This window comes from Caballeronia sp. LjRoot29 (assembly GCF_964252755.1).
GTDB lineage: Bacteria > Pseudomonadota > Gammaproteobacteria > Burkholderiales > Burkholderiaceae > Caballeronia.
The window spans coordinates 47,461-65,374 of the sequence record NZ_CAXUPU020000034.1; the positions used below are offsets into that span (position 1 = coordinate 47,461).

Genomic DNA, 17,914 nt, shown 5'->3' on the forward strand with positions numbered 1-17,914 from the left:
CATGTTCAACGGCCGCCCGCGGCCCCCCACAGAACACGGTGACCCATGAACGATCAACTGCCGCCGACTCTCGGTTCCGCTCCCGCCGCGCAGGGCATGTATGACCCAGAGAACGAACACGACTCCTGTGGCGTCGGCTTCGTTGCGCACATCAAGGGCAAGAAACGCCACGAAATCATCGAGCAGGGTCTGAAGATCCTCGAAAACCTCGACCATCGCGGCGCTGTCGGCGCCGACAAGCTGATGGGCGACGGCGCGGGCATCCTGATCCAGATTCCTGACGGGTTTTATCGCGAGGAAATGGCGAAGCAGGGCGTGACGCTGCCGCCGGAAGGCGAGTACGGCGTCGGCATGATCTTCTTGCCGAAGGAGAATGCGTCGCGTCTCGCATGCGAGCAGGAGCTGGAGCGCACGGTGAAGGCCGAAGGTCAGCTGGTGCTCGGTTGGCGTGACGTCCCCGTCGACGCCACCATGCCGATTTCGCCGACCGTGAAGGCCAGCGAGCCGCTGATCCGGCAGATCTTCATTGGCCGGGGCAAGGATATTGTGGTGACCGACGCGCTCGAGCGGAAGCTGTACGTGATCCGCAAGACGGCAAGCCATCGGATCCAGGCGCTCAAGCTCAAGCACGGCAAGGAATACTTCGTGCCGTCCATGTCAGCGCGTACCGTCGTCTATAAAGGTCTGCTGCTGGCCGGTCAGGTTGGCGTGTATTACCGCGACCTGCAGGACGAACGCACCGTCTCCGCGCTCGCGCTCGTGCACCAGCGTTTCTCCACGAACACGTTCCCCGCGTGGGAACTCGCGCACCCGTATCGGATGATCGCGCACAACGGTGAAATCAACACCGTGAAGGGCAACGTCAACTGGTTGAACGCGCGGACCGGCGCGATCGCCAGTTACGTGCTGGGCGACGACCTGCCGAAGCTCTGGCCGCTGATCTATCCGGGCCAATCGGACACGGCATCGTTCGATAACTGCCTTGAACTCCTGGTCATGGCAGGTTATCCGCTCGTCCACGCCATGATGATGATGATCCCGGAAGCGTGGGAACAGCACACGCTGATGGACGACAACCGCCGCGCGTTCTACGAATATCACGCCGCGATGATGGAGCCGTGGGACGGCCCCGCCGCGATCGCGTTCACGGATGGCCGTCAGATCGGCGCCACGCTGGACCGTAACGGCCTGCGTCCGGCGCGTTATGTCATCACGGACGACGACCTCGTGATCCTCGCATCGGAATCGGGCGTGTTGCCGGTGCCGGAATCGAAGATCGTGAAGAAGTGGCGTCTGCAGCCGGGCAAGATGTTCCTGATCGACATGGAGCAAGGCCGGATCATCGACGACAAGGAACTCAAGGACAATCTCGCGAACGGCAAGCCGTACAAGAGCTGGATCGACGCTGTGCGCATCAAGCTCGATGAAATCGAGCCGAAGGCCGAGGAAGTCGAAACGCAGCGTCGTGAGGCGGCCGCTTTGCTGGACCGGCAGCAGGCGTTCGGCTACACGCAGGAAGACGTCAAGTTCCTGATGGCGCCGATGGCGCAGCTGGGCGAAGAAGCCGTCGGTTCGATGGGGAATGACTCGCCCCTCGCGGTGATGTCCAACAAGAACAAGACGCTGTATCACTACTTCAAGCAGCTCTTCGCGCAGGTCACGAACCCGCCGATCGACCCGATCCGCGAGAACATGGTGATGTCGCTGGTGTCGTTCGTTGGCCCGAAGCCGAACTTGCTCGACACGACCAACATCAACCCGACTATGCGTCTCGAAGTCTCGCAGCCCGTGCTCGACTTCAAGGACATCGCGAAGATTCGCGCTATCGATAAATACACTGGCGGCAAGTTCAGCTCGTATGAGTTGAGCATCTGCTATCCGGTCGTGTGGGGCAACGAAGGCGTGGAAGCGCGCCTCGCTTCGCTGTGCGCGGAAGCCGTGGATGCAGTCAGGTCCGGCTACAACATGCTGATCGTCTCCGATCGCAAGATGGATCGCGACAACCTGGCTATTCCGGCGCTGCTTGCCACGTCCGCCATCCATACGCATCTCGTGCAGCACGGTCTGCGCACGAGCACGGGTCTGGTCGTGGAAACGGGGTCGGCGCGCGAGACGCATCACTTCGCATTGCTTGCCGCGTACGGCGCGGAAGCGGTGCATCCGTACCTGGCGCTGGAAACGCTCGCACAAATGGCCGAAGGCCTGAAGGGCGATCTTTCCGCCGATAAAGCCATCTACAACTACACGAAGGCGGTCGGCAAGGGCTTGTACAAGGTCATGTCGAAGATGGGTATTTCCACGTACATGTCGTACACCGGCGCGCAGATTTTCGAAGCGGTCGGGCTGTCCAGTGAACTCGTGGAGAAGTACTTCAAGGGCACGGCATCGAAGGTCGGCGGGATCAGCATCTTCGAAGTGGCCGAGGAAGCAATTCGCCTGCATCGCGAGGCGTTTGGCGAGAACCCCGTGCTCGCGACCATGCTCGATGCCGGTGGCGAATACGCGTATCGCGTGCGCGGTGAAGAGCACATGTGGACGCCGGATGCCATCGCCAAGCTGCAGCATTCCACGCGCAGCAACTCGTATCAGACGTACAAGGAATACGCGCACCTGATCAACGACCAGACCAAGCGTCACATGACGTTCCGCGGTTTGTTCGAGTTCAAGGTCGATCCGGCGAAGGCGATTCCTTTGGACGAAGTGGAACCGGCGAAGGAAATCGTCAAGCGTTTCGCCACCGGCGCGATGTCACTGGGTTCGATCAGCACCGAAGCGCACGCCACGTTGGCTGTGGCCATGAACCGGATTGGCGGGAAGTCGAACACGGGCGAAGGCGGTGAGGATGCAAACCGGTATCGCAACGAACTGCGCGGCATTCCTATCAAGAACGGCGACACCATGCGCTCCGTTATCGGCGAAGAAGTCGTCACGGACATTCCGTTGAAAGACGGCGATTCTCTGCGCTCGAAGATCAAGCAGGTTGCGTCCGGACGCTTCGGCGTGACGGCGGAATACCTGTCGTCGGCTGATCAGATCCAGATCAAGATGGCGCAGGGCGCGAAGCCGGGCGAAGGCGGACAACTGCCGGGTCACAAGGTCAGCGATTACATCGGCAAGCTGCGATATTCGGTGCCGGGCGTGGGTCTGATTTCGCCGCCGCCGCACCACGATATTTATTCGATCGAAGACTTGGCGCAGCTTATTCACGATCTGAAGAACGTGAACTCGTCGTCGAGCGTGTCGGTGAAGTTGGTGTCGGAAGTCGGCGTTGGGACCGTTGCCGCCGGCGTTGCCAAGGCTAAGGCCGATCACGTCGTGATCGCCGGTCACGATGGCGGCACGGGCGCTTCGCCGTTGTCATCGCTGAAGCACGCCGGTACGCCGTGGGAACTGGGTCTGGCCGAAACGCAGCAAACACTGGTGCTCAACCGCCTGCGTGGCCGTATCCGCGTGCAAGCCGATGGTCAGATGAAGACCGGCCGCGACGTGGTGATCGGTGCGCTGCTTGGCGCCGATGAATTTGGTTTCGCGACCGCGCCGCTCGTCGTGCAGGGTTGCATCATGATGCGCAAGTGTCACCTGAACACGTGCCCGGTCGGCGTCGCGACGCAAGATCCGGTGCTGCGCGCCAAGTTCACGGGCCAGCCGGAACACGTGGTGAACTTCTTCTTCTTTATCGCTGAAGAAGTGCGGGAAATCATGGCGCAGCTGGGCATCCGCAAGTTCGACGATTTGATCGGTCACGCCGAATTGCTCGATACGAAGAAGGGCGTCGAGCATTGGAAAGCGAAGGGCCTGGATTTCTCGAAGGTGTTCTATCAGGTGCCGAACGACGGCAGCATCGCGACGAAGCATGTTGAAACGCAAGATCATGCGCTTGAGAAGGCGCTGGATCATGTGCTGATCGAGAAGTCGAAAGCGGCTATCGAGAAGGGTGAGCACGTCTCGTTCATCCAGCCAGTGCGCAACGTGAACCGCACGGTCGGCGCAATGTTGTCCGGTTTGATCGCACGCAAGTATGGTCATGACGGCTTGCCCGACGACTCGATTCATATCCAGTTGAAGGGCACGGCGGGGCAGAGCTTCGGTGCGTTCCTGGCGAAGGGCATCACGCTGGACCTCGTCGGCGATGGCAACGATTACGTCGGCAAGGGTCTGTCGGGCGGGCGCATCATCATTCGCCCGACTAACGATTTCCGCGGCAAGTCGGAGGAAAACATCATCTGCGGCAACACGGTGTTGTACGGCGCGATTGAAGGCGATGCGTATTTCCGGGGTGTCGCGGGCGAACGTTTCGCGGTGCGTAACTCGGGCGCGACGGCGGTCGTTGAAGGCACCGGCGATCACGGTTGCGAATACATGACCGGCGGCACGGTGGTGGTGCTCGGCGAAACCGGGCGCAACTTCGCGGCGGGCATGTCGGGCGGCGTGGCATTTGTCTTCGATGCAGACGGCACGTTCGGTGGCAAGTGCAACAAGGCGATGGTCGCGCTCGATCCTGTCTTGCAGCAGGCAGAACAGGAACGCACCGTGGATCGGGCTTTGTGGCACACCGGCAAGACCGACGAAGCGTTGCTCAAGGACCTGATCGAGCAGCACTTCCAGTGCACCGGTTCGACGCGCGCGAAAGCGTTGCTGGAGAACTGGGACGCGTCGCGTCGTCAATTCGTGAAGGTCTTCCCGACCGAGTACAAGCGTGCGCTTGGCGAGTTGGGCGCGAAGAAAGCGAAGGATGCGATCGCGGCTTGAGTGTTCGCTGATCTGACTTAGTACGGCCCTTCGACCTTGAACGTCGAAGGGTGGATTAACCCCCAAATACAGAGAAAGAGAACCACATGGGCAAGGCAACCGGTTTTCTCGAGTTCGAGCGCCAGCATGAGACGTACGAAGCGCCGCTCGCTCGCGTCAAGCATTACAAGGAATTCGTTCACGCGCTGTCGGACGAGAACGCGAAGATCCAGGGCGCGCGCTGCATGGACTGCGGCATTCCGTTCTGCAACAACGGCTGTCCGGTGAACAACATCATCCCGGACTTCAATGACCTGGTGTTCCAGCAAAACTGGAAGACGGCCATTGATGTGCTGCATTCCACGAACAACTTCCCCGAGTTCACCGGGCGCATTTGTCCGGCGCCGTGTGAGACGGCTTGCACGCTCGGTATCAACGACGATCCAGTCGGCATCAAGTCGATCGAACACGCGATCATCGATAAAGCCTGGGCCGAAGGTTGGGTCGCCCCGTTGCCGTCGAAGCACAAGACCGGCAAGAAGGTGGCCGTGGTCGGATCGGGTCCCGCCGGATTGGCCGCTGCGCAGCAACTCGCGCGTGCCGGGCATGACGTGACGGTGTTCGAGAAGAATGATCGCGTCGGTGGATTGCTGCGCTATGGCATCCCCGATTTCAAACTCGAAAAGTGGCTGATCGATCGCCGCATGCGGCAGATGGAAGCCGAAGGCGTGACGTTTAAGACCAATGTGTTTATCGGCAAGGATCCGCTGCCGGGGCATATCGCGAATTCATCGCGTGAAACCATTTCGCCTGATCAGCTTCGCGAAGAGTTCGACGCTGTCGTGATTGCGGGCGGGTCGGAAACGCCGCGTGATCTGCCAGTGCCTGGACGTGAAATGCAAGGCATTCATTACGCGATGGAATTCCTGCCGCTGCAGAACAGGGTCAATGCTGGCGATACGGTTGTCGATCAGTTGATCGCCAAGGGCAAGCACGTTGTGGTGATCGGTGGCGGTGATACGGGTTCGGATTGTGTCGGAACATCGAATCGGCATGGTGCGAAGAGCGTGACGCAGTTCGAGTTGCTTTCGCAGCCGCCTGAGACCGAGAACAAGCCGCTGGTCTGGCCGTACTGGCCGATCAAGTTGCGGACGTCGTCATCGCACGAGGAAGGTTGTGAGCGCGATTGGTCGGTCGCGACGAAGCGCTTCGAAGGCAAGAACGGCAAGGTCGAAAAGCTGATCGCTGTGCGCGTGGAATGGAAGGACGGGAAGATGCAGGAAGTGGCGGGATCGGAGTTCGAAATGAAAGCCGATCTGGTGCTGCTCGCGATGGGCTTTACGCAGCCCACGTCGCCGGTTCTTGAAGCGTTCGGCGTGGACAAGGACGCGCGTGGGAATGTGAAGGCTTCTACCGAAGGGGAGAAGGCTTACTTTACGTCGGTGCCAAAGGTGTTCACCGCCGGCGATATGCGGCGCGGCCAGTCGCTCGTGGTTTGGGCGATCCGCGAAGGACGGCAGTGCGCGCGTTCGGTCGATGCGTTTTTGATGGGATCTAGTGAATTGCCGCGTTGAGATTTTTCTCCCGCGAATGGTCGTTGAAAAACCGGGCTCGATGTTGAACCCGGTTTTTTTATTGACGGTTCTGATTGAACCTCGCTCGCCAATGTTTCCGTTTCCGTCCGCCTCTATTACGACTTCTCCGATATCCCCCGCATGCCTATCAGCGCATGCTCATGCCCTCACAATTTCAGGGGCATGGAATGACCAACATCAAACGTTTGTCCAGCGGCGCGTTCCTATTTGCCGCCGTCGTTTCGCTCACTGCATCGGCTGAAACCGCGGGTCATGGCTGGACCTACGACGGCGAACACGGCCCTGCCCACTGGGGCGCAATGAGCGAAGCGTTCCACGCTTGCGAAAGCGGTCGTGCTGAGTCACCGATCAATATCGATGGTGCAAAGAAGGCCCCAGCCGATATGCCCCGCCTCAAGATCAACTGTCAGCCGCTCCCCATCGATATCATCAACACCGGCCACGCAGTTCAGTTCAACGCAACACCCGGCACCGACAGCATCACCCTCGGCGATCAGGCCTACCAGCTCGTCCAATTCCACTTCCACTCCCCGGGCGAGGAACATTTCGCCGGCAAGGACAGCGCGATGGACGCACATCTCGTCCATCGCTCCTCAGATGGCAAGCTCCTCGTGCTGGCTGTTCAATTCAAGATAGGTGCCCAACCTAACCCTGTCATCCAGGCGATGCTGGACCGAATTCCGAAAGAGCCGGGGGCCGAGTTCAAGGTGGACGCCGTGATGGTCAACCCGCTCGAGTTGCTGCCCAAACAAACGGGCTATTACACCTACAGCGGTTCGCTGACCACGCCGCCATGTTCGGAAGGCGTGACGTGGATCGAGTTCAAGGAATCGATGACTATCACTCAGCAACAACGCGATGCCATGCATCGTTTCTATCATGGCAATCAACGGCCGGTACAAGCCCTGAACGGGCGCGAGATATGGGAAGTGGAGTGATCTGACCATGGAAAGCGATCGCGTTTGAGAAACCACGCGCATCAAGAAAAAAGGCCCTTTAACGCGAGTTAAACGGCCTTTGCTGCTCAATAAATCACTTTCATCCCGTCATCTCACCCAAGCACCTTTCCGCGCGTTTCCGGCAGCAACAACGCGGCAACGATCACCAGCAAATACCCCGTCCCAGCCACAACGCCTATCGCTTTGACCAGCGACATTGCCTGCGACAACACGCCCACGAGAATCGGAAAAAACGAGCCGAGCCCGCGCCCGAGGTTGTAGCAAAACCCCTGTCCCGAGCCACGAATCGCATTTGGATACAGCTCCGATAAATACGCACCAACCCCAGCAAAAATACCTTGCACGACGATGCCAAGCGGGAAGCCGAGCAGCAGCATGGCGTGGTCGGTGATGGGGATCATGGTGTAGATCATCCCGAGCAGAAACGAGCCGATGGCAAACAGCACGAACGACGCGCGCCGCCCGATCTTGTCGCAGAGAATGGCTCCGAACACGTAACCCAGAAACGAGCCGACGATCAGCACCACGAGATAACCGCTCGTGTTGAACATGGACAAATGACGCTCGGTTTTCAGGTACGTCGGCAGCCATGTGGTGATGGCGTAATAACCGCCGAGCATGCCGGTGCACAACGCGCTGCCGAGCACGGTTGTCTTGAGATGCGAGCCTTTGAAGATATCGGAGAAAGTGGCGGTTTCAGTGCCGGCATCACGCGCCCGACGGGTCGCAAGATAGATCTCCGGGTCGCTCACATTGCGGCGAATGTAGAGGATCCACAGCGCCGGCAAGATGCCGATCCAGAAGCACGCACGCCAGGCGGTATCTTCCGGCAACAACGCGAAGAACGCCCAATAGAGAATCGCTGCTGCACCCCAGCCGAATGACCAACTGCTCTGCACGGTCCCCACGGCCTTCGCCCGATGCTGCGGCGAACGAATGGTCTCGGCCATCATCACGGTGACCACGGACCATTCGCCGCCGAAGCCCACGCCTTGCAGCGTGCGCGTGGCCAGCAACTGCCCGAATGAATGCGTGAAGCCGGAAAGAAACGTGAAGAACGCAAACGTGCCGATCGTCCACTGCAACACGCGGACGCGGCCGTATCGGTCGGAGAGAATGCCGGCGAGCCATCCGCCAACAGCTGATGAAATCAGCGAACTCGTCGCGATCATTCCGGCTTCGCTTTTCGTCATGCCCCACGTGGCAATCAGCGTGGGAATGAGGAACGAGTAGATCATGAAGTCGAAGGCATCGACGGCATAACCGCCGAAACCTGCGTAAAGCGTGCGGCGCTCGCGCGTCGTTAGCTCGGTGAACCACTCGAACGCTCGCAAATCCGATCTCCCGTTCAAAGCCTGCCATGCAGGCGCAGGAGCATTCTACGGTGCGTCGGTAAACGAGAAAAGCAGGCCAAAAAGAACCTGCTTTTGAAAACTTACACGGCGTTCATACGTACACTAACCAACCCCTTCGACCTCAAACCACCGCGCTTTCAACCCCCGCGCGCTCGATCTCGATCCGGCTCTCATGGAAGCCCGTCACCGACTCGCGATGCGCGACGCTGACGATCGCGGCGTTCGGCAACGCATCGATGATGGCCGTATAGATCAGCATCTCGTTCTCGGCATCGAGCGCGCTGGTGGCTTCATCGAGGAACATGAAGTCCGGCTTGTGCAGCAACACGCGGGCAGCCGCCAGCCGCTGTTGTTCACCCGGCGACATCATCTTCGCCCAATGCCCCGACTCCTCCAGACGCGTGCCGTACCCATTCAGGTTGCAGGCGCGCAAGGCTTGGCGACAGTCTTCATCGGAGAAGACTTCTGCCGTCGACGGATAACTCAACGCCGCCTTCAACGTGCCGATCGGCAAATAGCTTTGCTGCGGAATGAACATCAGCTTGGCGTCGACCGGCGCGTCGATGGTGCCATCGCCGAAAGGCCAAAGGCCGGCCAGCGCACGCATCAACGTGCTCTTGCCCGATCCGGACGGACCTTGCACAAGCCAGCGCGAGCCCGGCTTCACCACCACGTCTGCGACTGTCGCGAGTGGCGTGCCGTTCGGCAACGCGAGCTTCAGCCCGGTCGTGGTCAGCGCCTTCGTATCCGTGTAATGCAGGTTGATGCCGCCGTGGGCGGTCGCCGGCGAAATCGCTTCCTTGATGTGCGTGGAGCGCATCACGCGCTTGAATTCGCGCAACCGGTTCACGGTCGCGCGCCATTCGACCAACGTCGAATAACTATTGATGAACCACGAAAACGAGTCGCTGACCGTGCCGAACGCCGAACTGATCTGCATCAGTACGCCGAACGTGAAGGCGCCTGCGAAGTAGCGGGGCGCCGCGACCATGATCGGGAAAATAATCGCGATCTGGCCGTAAAAGGACAGCACGAAGGTCATCCGCCGCGTGTACTTCATGATCTGCCAGTAGTTCTGGCGGATCGTTTCGAAGATACCCTTGGCGTTAGTGTTTTCCGTCTCGATGCCGTCATAGAACGCGATTTGCTCGGCGTTCTCACGAATACGGATCAGGCCGAAACGGAAGTTGGCCTCCACTTTCTGCGCCTGGTAATTAATCGATACCAACGGGTGGCCGAAACGCTGAATCAGGAGCGAGCCGAGCACTGCGTACAGCGCGGCGGCCCAGACCATGTAGCCCGGAATGGTGATCGGCGTGCCGAACAGCGAGAAGGTCAGCGCGCCCGCCAGCGTCCACAAAATCGTGATGAAGGTCACGAGCGTGACGAGCGTGGATAACAAATCCAGCGACAACGACAACGTGGTTGTCGCGAAAGACTGCAGGTCGTCGCTGATCCGCTGGTCGGGGTTATCGGCGAGACGATCGCGTTCTATACGATAGAAGGCTTTATCGCCGAGCCATTGTTCGAGGTACCGGTGCGTGAGCCATTGGCGCCACCGGAAGCCGAGCATTTGCCGCAAGTACCGCCCGTACACGGCGAGCAGGATGTACGCGAACGCGAGGCCAGCGAAGATCAGCAGCAAGCGCGGAAACTCAGCGACCCTCTTGGCCTGCAGCGTGTTGTAGAAGTCCGCGCTCCACGTGTTCAGGCGCACGTTGATATACACGACCGTCATGTTGATCGCGATGATCGCAATCAGCAAAAGCCATGCAATGCCGCGTTCTTCCGATACCCAGTAAGGTTTGATAAGACTCCACGCCGACACTTTGTCGGCGTTTTGTTCTGTGTTGTCGGGAGTGGTGGTGGTCATGAGCTTCCTGAAGGCGTGCCGGCTCGGCGGCAGGTTGTAACTTGGCGGTATCGATGCGGATGGTCCTGCTCCGTCCCAATGATCAAGGCCACTAAAGACGACGCGCGCCGCAGCATTGTTTCGGGCGTGACTTAAGTGTTCCTTAATCCAGGTCCGGCTGAGCTATCGCAACCCAACGGCGGGCCTTGCGCGTGGGCTGCAGACGAACTCGGGCATTCGCGGCATTGTGCCAGAGTGCGCGCAGCATCAACGAAAGGAAAGGCTGTCCAGTTTGTCTGCGCGGGCTCGCCGGCTGATCCCTGATGTGGGGGAGCGCGTTTGCGGGTCGTTTCGCTTTTATGTTTTAATGATCGATGACGAAACAGGGGTGCTTCGGCACGCGTCTCCCTTGAAAACAACGGAGAAACGCGCGGCGAGGCTGAGAGAGTCCCTTTGCACCCGATCCGGGTAATACCGGCGAGGGAAGTTTCCGGAAACCGCCGCGTTTCCAGTTTCTTCCAGTATTGGCTGGCGCAGGAGCCGCAAGTAATGCGCTCCCTAGCCGCTTTCTCGCCGTGGTTTCGTCCCTGAAATATGTTTTGTACGCCGTGCGTGCAACCAGGGTTCGAAACGGGCATTCCCCCCCTATCTCGATTTCCGTGCCGTGCTCCGTGCGTTCTGCAGCGTTTGCTGAGGAGGCGTTGTCATTGTGAAGACCGTCGTGCATTCCACTCGTTCCCGAGCGTCCGGGCGAGACGATTTTGCCGTCGTGGGCGGGGGCTTGTGCGGGCGGCTGGTCGCTTGGCTGCTGGCGGGTGCGGGGCACCGGGTGGCGCTGTATGACCGCGGCGACGCCGCCGGCACGCAATCGGCCGCGTGGGTCGCCGCGGCCATGCTCGCGCCGCTCGCCGAGGCCGCCAGCGCTGAATTGCTGATTACCGAACTCGGAGCGGCATCGCTTGAGCGCTGGCCGGGTTTTATCGCCGAGATGCCGGAGCCGGTCTTCTTTCAGCGCAATGGCACGCTGGTCGTCTGGCATGCGGGCGACCGCGCCGAGGCGCCGCTGTTCGAGCGCCGTTTGCGCGCGAACGCGCCCGCCGAGCTTTTCCACGATGGCTTCGTCAAACTCTCCGGCGCGCAAGTCGCGTCGGCGGAACCGGCGCTTGGCACGCGTTTCCCGCAGGGCTGGCTGCTGCCGAACGAAGGCCAGCTCGACAACCGGCAAGCGCTGACAGCGTTGGCAGCGGGTTTGGCCGAACGTAACGTCGATCTTCACTGGAATACATCAATCGATACCGATACCCCGCCGGATGCGCATTTCGTCATCGATTGCCGGGGGCTCGGCGGCAAGCCGGCATGGCCCGCGCTAAGGGGCATTCGCGGTGAAGTCGCACGCGTGCATGCGCCGGGTATCGGCCTGACGCGGCCGGTGCGTTTGCTGCATCCGCGTTATCCGCTTTATATCGCGCCGAAGCAGGACGACCTTTACGTGATCGGCGCAACCGAAGTGGAAGGCGAAGACATGTCGCCGATGACCGTGCGCTCAGCGCTCGAACTCCTGAGCGCGGCGTTCGCGGTGCATCCGGGTTTCGGCGAAGCGCGCATTCTCGAACTCAACTCGCAATGCCGGCCGACCTTGCCCGACCATCGTCCGGCAATTGTCTGGGACGGCGCACGAACCTTGCGAGTGAACGGACTGTATCGACACGGTTACATGATCGCGCCCGAAGTCGCCGATTCCGCCCGTGCGCTGGCCGAAGCGCTGCTCGGCGGCGCGATCACCAACCCCGATTCCTTCGACGACTGGCGCCGCCGGGCCCGCTGGTCCGCCTTGATGCGCTGCGAACACGCGGCGCCTGTGCTTTGACTTTCATCATGAACATTCACATCAATCAGCAGTCTTTTTCCGTGCCCGACGCGGCCACCGTCACCGACGCCCTCGCGGCCTTCGGCGCAAAGCCGCCGTTCGCCGTGGCCCTGAACGGGCAATTCGTCGCGCGCGGCGAACACGCATCGAAGGCGCTTGCGGCCGGCGACAAACTCGACATCGTCTCGCCGGTTGCCGGCGGCTGAGCACTATTAAAAGGAATCGAATCATGACTTCCACCATCACCACAGCGGACAGCCTCACGCTCTATGGCACGTCATTCCCGAGCCGGGTGCTGCTGGGGACATCGCGTTATCCGTCGTTGCAATCGCTGTCGGATTCCATCGATGCCGCCTGTCCCGGCATGGTCACCGTCGCGTTGCGGCGCCAGTCGAACACAGGCGAAGCCGGTTTCTTCGATGTCCTCAAGCGTCACGGCGTCGCGTTGTTGCCCAATACGGCTGGCTGCCAGACCGTGGACGAAGTGCTGACCACGGCGCGCATGGCCCGCGAACTCTTCGATACCCCGTGGCTGAAGCTCGAACTGATTGGCGACGATTACACGCTGCAACCCGATCCGATCGGCCTCGTGGAAGCCGCTGGCATATTGATCCGCGAAGGTTTCAAGGTGCTGCCCTATTGCACGGAAGATCTGGTGATTGGCCGTCGTCTGCTTGATGTCGGCTGCGAGGCGTTGATGCCTTGGGGCGCGCCAATCGGGACAGGGAAAGGTGTGACGAATCCCTATGGATTGCGCACGTTGCGCGAGCGGTTGCCGGATGTACCGCTTATCGTTGATGCCGGTCTTGGCGTGCCGTCGCATGCTTGCCAGGTGATGGAATGGGGTTTCGATGGCGTGTTGCTGAACACGGCCGTCTCGCAAGCGACGTTTCCGCCGCAAATGGCGCGCGCGTTTGCGCTGGGCGTCGAAGCGGGGCGGATGGCTTATCTCGCCGGGCCAATGGCCGAACGGGATAGCGCACAAGCGAGCACGCCGGTGGTCGGCATGCCGTTCTGGCATCAAGACGGGAGTGCTGTATGAGTACGGTGTTGCTGGATAAGGAAGTGTTTTGGCCGCCCGCCGATGAACTGCTCGAAGCCGCCGAGCGAATCCGGCGGCGGCTGGGCGAGTGGCCGGCCGCATCGAAGTCATGGCGAATCTGCCTGAGCGAGCCGGATCATCCGCGCTCGGGAGATTTGATCGTAGGCGCCGGCGATGAACCGCTGCCGGACGGAGTTGGGCGCCTGGAAGTAGAAGTGGGCCGGGCGACGCTGTATCTGGATAACGCCGAATACGCGCTGGAAGGGGATTGGTCGGACGATTGGCCAGCCGCGCTGGCCGCGTTCCTTGATTGCGGTTTCGAGCCTCACGACGCGCTCGTGCTGGCGTTCGCGTGGCGTCCGGCCAATCTGGATCAACTCGACGCGTGGCCCATCGATTTTTCCACGTTCCCAAAGGTCGCCAACTTACCGGGGGCACCGTCGAAGCCGTTCCCCCCTTGTCCGGACAAGCTCGGTCTTTATCCGGTCCTGCCAAGCGCGGAGTGGGTCGAACGCGTTCTCGACCAGGGTGTCCGAACGGCACAACTACGCCGCAAGACCACCGATTCCGGCGATTTAAAACAGGAAATCGAACGGTCGGTGGCGGCCGGCAAGAAACACGAGGCGCAGCTTTTTATCAACGATCATTGGCAGGCAGCGATCAAGGCCGGCGCATATGGCGTGCATCTCGGGCAGGAAGACGTGGACACGGCCGACCTGAACGCGATCGCCGAAGCGGGTTTGCGCCTCGGCCTGTCGACGCATGGCTACTATGAAATGCTGAAAGCGCTGCATTTCAAGCCGAGCTACCTCGCCCTCGGCGCCGTGTTCCCGACCACGACCAAGATCATGCCGACGGCGCCCCAAGGTTTGTCGCGTTTGGCACGGTATGTGCGCTTGCTCGACGGCATCGTGCCGCTCGTTGCGATCGGTGGGATCAACGGCTCGGTCTTGCGACAAATTATGTCAACCGGTGTAGGAAGCGCAGCAGTCGTGCGTGCCGTTACAGAGGCGCCCGATCTGACCGCCGCCATTTCTGCGCTGCAACACGAATTCGGGCGATAATGCCCCGGATTCGGAAAAAAGTTCAGCCCGCTAAACCAGTCGAAAGGGACCGCCACGACACCTGTCATGCAGAGGCCCTATAATTCGGCCTCTTGTGTAAAAGGATCGTCAGCCTCCGTGTCAGCTTCTCCCGAGACCTTGCTAGAGCTTCGCGACGTCGATTTCGGCTACGGCGACCGGCTCGTATTATCGAACCTGAACATGCGCTTCAAGCGCGGTCAGGTTGTGGCTGTCATGGGCGGTTCCGGCTGTGGCAAGACGACCGTGTTGCGCTTGATTGGCGGGTTGGTGAAGGCCAGACGCGGCCAGGTGTTGTTTGGCGACAAAGACGTCGGCACGCAGAATCGCGATGGTCTTTACGAGCTTCGCCGCAAGATGGGCATGCTGTTCCAGTTCGGCGCGCTGTTTACCGACCAATCCGTATTCGATAACGTCGCATTCCCGCTGCGCGAACACACCGATCTCCCTGAAGAACTCCTGCGCGACCTCGTGCTGATGAAGCTCAACGCGGTCGGTTTGCGTGGTGCGCGCGATCTCGCGCCATCGGAGATATCAGGCGGCATGGCCCGTCGCGTGGCGCTTGCCCGGGCCATTGCCTTGGATCCCGAACTGATGATGTACGACGAGCCGTTCGCCGGCCTCGATCCCATTTCGCTCGGCATCACGGCGAATCTGATCCGCACGCTGAACAGTGCGTTGGGCGCCACGTCCATCCTGGTGACGCACGACGTGCCCGAATCGTTCGCCATTGCCGATTACGTGTATTTCATCGCGAACGGCGGCGTTCTCGCTGAAGGCACGCCGGCGCAATTGCGGGCGTCCCAGGAACCGTCGGTACGGCAGTTTATCGACGGTACGCCGGACGGCCCGTTCAAATTTCACTATCCAAGCACGACGCCGCTGGCGGCGGATTTTGGACTCGGAGCAAAGGCATGATCAGCGCCATCGGACGCACGGTGCTCGGCAGCTTCGGCACCATTGGCTACGCCACGCGCATGTTCCTGCGCCTGGTCGTCGAATTTTTCCCGTTGATGCGCCGGCCGCGTCTTGTCACGAAACAGATCCTGTTTGTCGGTAACTATTCGCTGCTGATCATCGCGGTTTCCGGCTTGTTCGTGGGTTTTGTGCTCGGTTTGCAGGGTTATCTCACCCTTAACCGATACGGCTCCGAGCAAGCGCTCGGCCTCCTGGTCGCGCTCTCGCTGGTACGCGAACTCGGGCCGGTGGTGACCGCGTTGCTGTTCGCGGGCCGCGCGGGAACGTCGCTCACTGCTGAGATCGGCCTGATGAAAGCTGGCGAGCAGCTCACCGCCATGGAAATGATGGCCGTCGATCCGCTCAAAGTGGTGGTGGCCCCGCGCTTTTGGGCCGGCATCATCGCCATGCCTGTTCTGGCTGCCATTTTCAGCGCGGTCGGTATTTTCGGCGGTTATGTGGTCGGTGTGCTGATGATCGGCGTGGATTCGGGCGCGTTCTGGTCCCAGATGCAAGGCGGTATCGACGTATGGAGCGACGTGGGCAACGGCGTGATCAAGAGCCTGGTGTTTGGCTTTGCCGTCACGTTCATCGCGCTGTTCCAGGGTTATGAAGCCCAGCCGACGCCGGAAGGCGTTTCGCGCGCGACCACGAAAACAGTGGTGTACGGCTCGCTGGCCGTGCTCGGGCTGGATTTCCTGCTGACCGCGCTGATGTTCAACTGATTACTCCGGGACGTTGCGCGACGCGCTGTGCGTGGCGATTCGGTTCACCGGTTCGTGGACGTTGTGAAGGGCACAGTCCTTCACGCAAAAAACTGCGACAAGATTCTTTGGGAAGACGATGAAAAAGACTGCTGCTCTCGACTTTTGGGTCGGCCTCTTCGTGGTGCTGGGTTTCGTGGCGCTGTTATTCCTGGCGTTGAAGGCGGGCAACATGAGTTCGCTGTCGTTTCAGCCGACCTACGCGGTCAAGCTGAAATTCGACAATATCGGCGGACTGAAGCCGCGTGCGCCGGTGAAGAGCGCGGGCGTGACGGTGGGTCGTGTGGATACCATCGGTTTCGACCAGAACACGTATCAGGCGCTGGTCACGATCGATCTCGACCAGCAGTATCAGTTTCCGAAGGATTCGTCGGCGAAGATCCTGACGTCGGGCTTGCTCGGTGAGCAGTACATCGGCCTGGAGCCGGGCGGCGACGACCAGATGCTCAAGGCGGGCGACACCATTTCGATGACGCAATCGGCGGTCGTGCTTGAAAATCTGATCGGGCAATTCCTGTACAACAAGGCGGCGGATTCCGGCGCTTCGAAGAGTCCGGCGAGCGCTGCCGCACCTGCTGCAACGCCCGCTGCACCAACATTCCCGGGTGCGGCGAGTGCGATGGGCGCGAGCGCGGCGGCTCAATAAAAGCCGCCCGACAAGTCGCTTAATGAGCCAGGAAATTCCAGGCAGTCGAAGGCCGGCCGATCTCGCAGCGCAAGGCCGCCTTCGGGTCAGCATCAATAAGGAGAAAAAGAAATGCAGGCAATGCGCGTAAGCAGCGCGGCTGTGATGGTGGCGGTGGCGATGCTTGCCGGGTGCGCAACCGTTACAACACCGACCAAGGGCGATCCGTTCGAGAGCTACAACCGGACGATGTTCACGATCAACGACAAGATCGATGAAGTCGCGCTCAAGCCGATTGCGAAGGGCTACGTGTACGTAACGCCGCAGCCGGTGCGCGACAGCGTCACGAACTTCTTTGGCAATATCGGCGATATTTATACGGCTGCAAATAATCTGGTGCAGTTGAAGATTGCAGACGGCGTGTCGGACATCATGCGCGTCGTGATGAACTCGATCTTCGGCGTGGCGGGCTTGTTCGACGTAGCGAGTGTTGCCGGACTGCCGAAGCACACGCAGGATTTCGGCTTGACGCTCGGCCATTACGGCGTGCCGGCGGGTCCGTATGTCGTGTTGCCGTTGCTGGGACCCAGCACGGTGCGTGATACAGCAGGAACGGTTGTCGATTATTTCGGCAGCGTGACCAGCTATGTCGATCCGACCTGGTTCCGTACCACGCTGTTCGGCGTGCAACTGGTCAACACGCGGGCGAACTTGCTTGGCGCCGGCGATGTACTGTCAGACGCAGCGCTCGACAAGTATTCGTTCGTGCGTAATGCGTATCTGCAGCGTCGTCAGTACCTGATCACCGGTAATAGCAGCATGGGCGACAGCAATGAATCGCTGCCGAAGTACGAAGATGTAGACGGCGGTGCGGCAGCAGGCGCGGCGCCTGCTTCAGCAACCACTGCGGCGCCCGAGGCGGCATCAGGAGCGGAAGCAGCTTCCGGTGCGGCAGCCGCGAGCGAGCCCGGCGCGACTTCAGTGCGGCCGGACCAGATGGTGCCTCCGCGGATTCCGTCGTTCCCGTCGTTCAGGCTGCGTTAAAAGCATGCAGGATGACGACCCGGTAATATAACGAAAGCCTTTTG

Annotated in this window: 13 protein-coding genes and 1 riboswitch; of the genes, 11 read left to right on the plus strand and 2 right to left on the minus strand. The window is 60.4% G+C overall.

What is annotated here, in order from left to right:
• Window positions 1-45: 45 nt before the first annotated feature.
• From ACSQ83_RS28545 to ACSQ83_RS28555, 3 genes are all read left to right on the plus strand, one after another.
• Window positions 46-4,749, plus strand: a complete 4,704-nt coding sequence (locus ACSQ83_RS28545) for a glutamate synthase-related protein (RefSeq protein ID WP_436230476.1) — start codon at window positions 46-48, stop codon at window positions 4,747-4,749.
• Between the two features lie 86 nt (window positions 4,750-4,835).
• Complete coding sequence (locus ACSQ83_RS28550; protein ID WP_436230477.1) at window positions 4,836-6,302, plus strand: glutamate synthase subunit beta; 1,467 nt, start codon at window positions 4,836-4,838, stop codon at window positions 6,300-6,302.
• Window positions 6,303-6,490: 188 nt separating this feature from the next.
• Window positions 6,491-7,261, plus strand: a complete 771-nt coding sequence (locus ACSQ83_RS28555) for a carbonic anhydrase (RefSeq protein WP_436230478.1) — start codon at window positions 6,491-6,493, stop codon at window positions 7,259-7,261.
• Window positions 7,262-7,374: 113 nt separating this feature from the next.
• On the opposite strand, the gene ACSQ83_RS28560 is transcribed toward ACSQ83_RS28555, so the two are convergent.
• Together ACSQ83_RS28560 and ACSQ83_RS28565 are read right to left on the minus strand one after the other, a co-directional pair.
• A complete protein-coding gene (locus tag ACSQ83_RS28560) occupies window positions 7,375-8,616 on the minus strand; it encodes an MFS transporter (RefSeq protein ID WP_436230479.1) in 1,242 nt (413 codons plus the stop codon).
• Window positions 8,617-8,758: 142 nt separating this feature from the next.
• Complete coding sequence (locus ACSQ83_RS28565; protein ID WP_436230480.1) at window positions 8,759-10,510, minus strand: ABC transporter ATP-binding protein/permease; 1,752 nt, start codon at window positions 10,508-10,510, stop codon at window positions 8,759-8,761.
• A 353-nt stretch (window positions 10,511-10,863) separates the two neighbouring features.
• Window positions 10,864-10,992, plus strand: a riboswitch (TPP riboswitch).
• A 218-nt stretch (window positions 10,993-11,210) separates the two neighbouring features.
• Here ACSQ83_RS28565 and ACSQ83_RS28570 point away from each other — a divergent pair.
• From ACSQ83_RS28570 to ACSQ83_RS28605, 8 genes are all read left to right on the plus strand, one after another.
• Window positions 11,211-12,356 (plus strand): FAD-dependent oxidoreductase, encoded by a 1,146-nt coding sequence (locus ACSQ83_RS28570; protein WP_414952808.1) that lies wholly within the window; start codon window positions 11,211-11,213, stop codon window positions 12,354-12,356.
• A gap of 8 nt (window positions 12,357-12,364) precedes the next feature.
• Window positions 12,365-12,562 (plus strand): sulfur carrier protein ThiS, encoded by a 198-nt coding sequence (thiS, locus tag ACSQ83_RS28575; protein ID WP_414952809.1) that lies wholly within the window; start codon window positions 12,365-12,367, stop codon window positions 12,560-12,562.
• A gap of 23 nt (window positions 12,563-12,585) precedes the next feature.
• Window positions 12,586-13,398, plus strand: coding sequence for a thiazole synthase (locus tag ACSQ83_RS28580; RefSeq protein ID WP_436230481.1), 813 nt, complete (start codon window positions 12,586-12,588; stop codon window positions 13,396-13,398).
• The gene (thiE, locus tag ACSQ83_RS28585; protein WP_436230482.1) at window positions 13,395-14,462 is read left to right on the plus strand and encodes a thiamine phosphate synthase; all 1,068 of its coding nucleotides are present in this window, start codon (window positions 13,395-13,397) and stop codon (window positions 14,460-14,462) included. Before ACSQ83_RS28580 ends, thiE begins: the two co-directional genes overlap by 4 nt.
• Window positions 14,463-14,579: 117 nt before the next feature.
• A complete protein-coding gene (locus ACSQ83_RS28590; protein ID WP_414952812.1) occupies window positions 14,580-15,398 on the plus strand; it encodes an ABC transporter ATP-binding protein in 819 nt (272 codons plus the stop codon).
• The gene (gene mlaE / locus ACSQ83_RS28595; protein ID WP_031362169.1) at window positions 15,395-16,162 is read left to right on the plus strand and encodes a lipid asymmetry maintenance ABC transporter permease subunit MlaE; all 768 of its coding nucleotides are present in this window, start codon (window positions 15,395-15,397) and stop codon (window positions 16,160-16,162) included. The genes ACSQ83_RS28590 and mlaE overlap by 4 nt, the downstream gene beginning before the upstream one ends.
• 118 nt (window positions 16,163-16,280) lie before the next feature.
• Complete coding sequence (mlaD, locus tag ACSQ83_RS28600; protein ID WP_436230483.1) at window positions 16,281-16,847, plus strand: outer membrane lipid asymmetry maintenance protein MlaD; 567 nt, start codon at window positions 16,281-16,283, stop codon at window positions 16,845-16,847.
• A 111-nt stretch (window positions 16,848-16,958) separates the two neighbouring features.
• Complete coding sequence (locus tag ACSQ83_RS28605) at window positions 16,959-17,870, plus strand: MlaA family lipoprotein (protein WP_436230484.1); 912 nt, start codon at window positions 16,959-16,961, stop codon at window positions 17,868-17,870.
• Window positions 17,871-17,914 lie beyond the last annotated feature (44 nt).

Excerpts from the sequence above, each read along its gene's own strand:
- ACSQ83_RS28565 (WP_436230480.1), bottom strand. The coding sequence starts at position 10,510 with ATGACCACCACCACTCCCGACAACACAGAACAAAACGCCGACAAAGTG.
- ACSQ83_RS28555 (WP_436230478.1), top strand. The coding sequence starts at position 6,491 with ATGACCAACATCAAACGTTTGTCCAGCGGCGCGTTCCTATTTGCCGCC.
- ACSQ83_RS28550 (WP_436230477.1), top strand. The coding sequence starts at position 4,836 with ATGGGCAAGGCAACCGGTTTTCTCGAGTTCGAGCGCCAGCATGAGACG.
- ACSQ83_RS28605 (WP_436230484.1), top strand. The coding sequence starts at position 16,959 with ATGCAGGCAATGCGCGTAAGCAGCGCGGCTGTGATGGTGGCGGTGGCG.
- mlaD (WP_436230483.1), top strand. The coding sequence starts at position 16,281 with ATGAAAAAGACTGCTGCTCTCGACTTTTGGGTCGGCCTCTTCGTGGTG.
- thiS (WP_414952809.1), top strand. The coding sequence starts at position 12,365 with ATGAACATTCACATCAATCAGCAGTCTTTTTCCGTGCCCGACGCGGCC.
- ACSQ83_RS28580 (WP_436230481.1), top strand. The coding sequence starts at position 12,586 with ATGACTTCCACCATCACCACAGCGGACAGCCTCACGCTCTATGGCACG.
- mlaE (WP_031362169.1), top strand. The coding sequence starts at position 15,395 with ATGATCAGCGCCATCGGACGCACGGTGCTCGGCAGCTTCGGCACCATT.
- ACSQ83_RS28545 (WP_436230476.1), top strand. The coding sequence starts at position 46 with ATGAACGATCAACTGCCGCCGACTCTCGGTTCCGCTCCCGCCGCGCAG.
- thiE (WP_436230482.1), top strand. The coding sequence starts at position 13,395 with ATGAGTACGGTGTTGCTGGATAAGGAAGTGTTTTGGCCGCCCGCCGAT.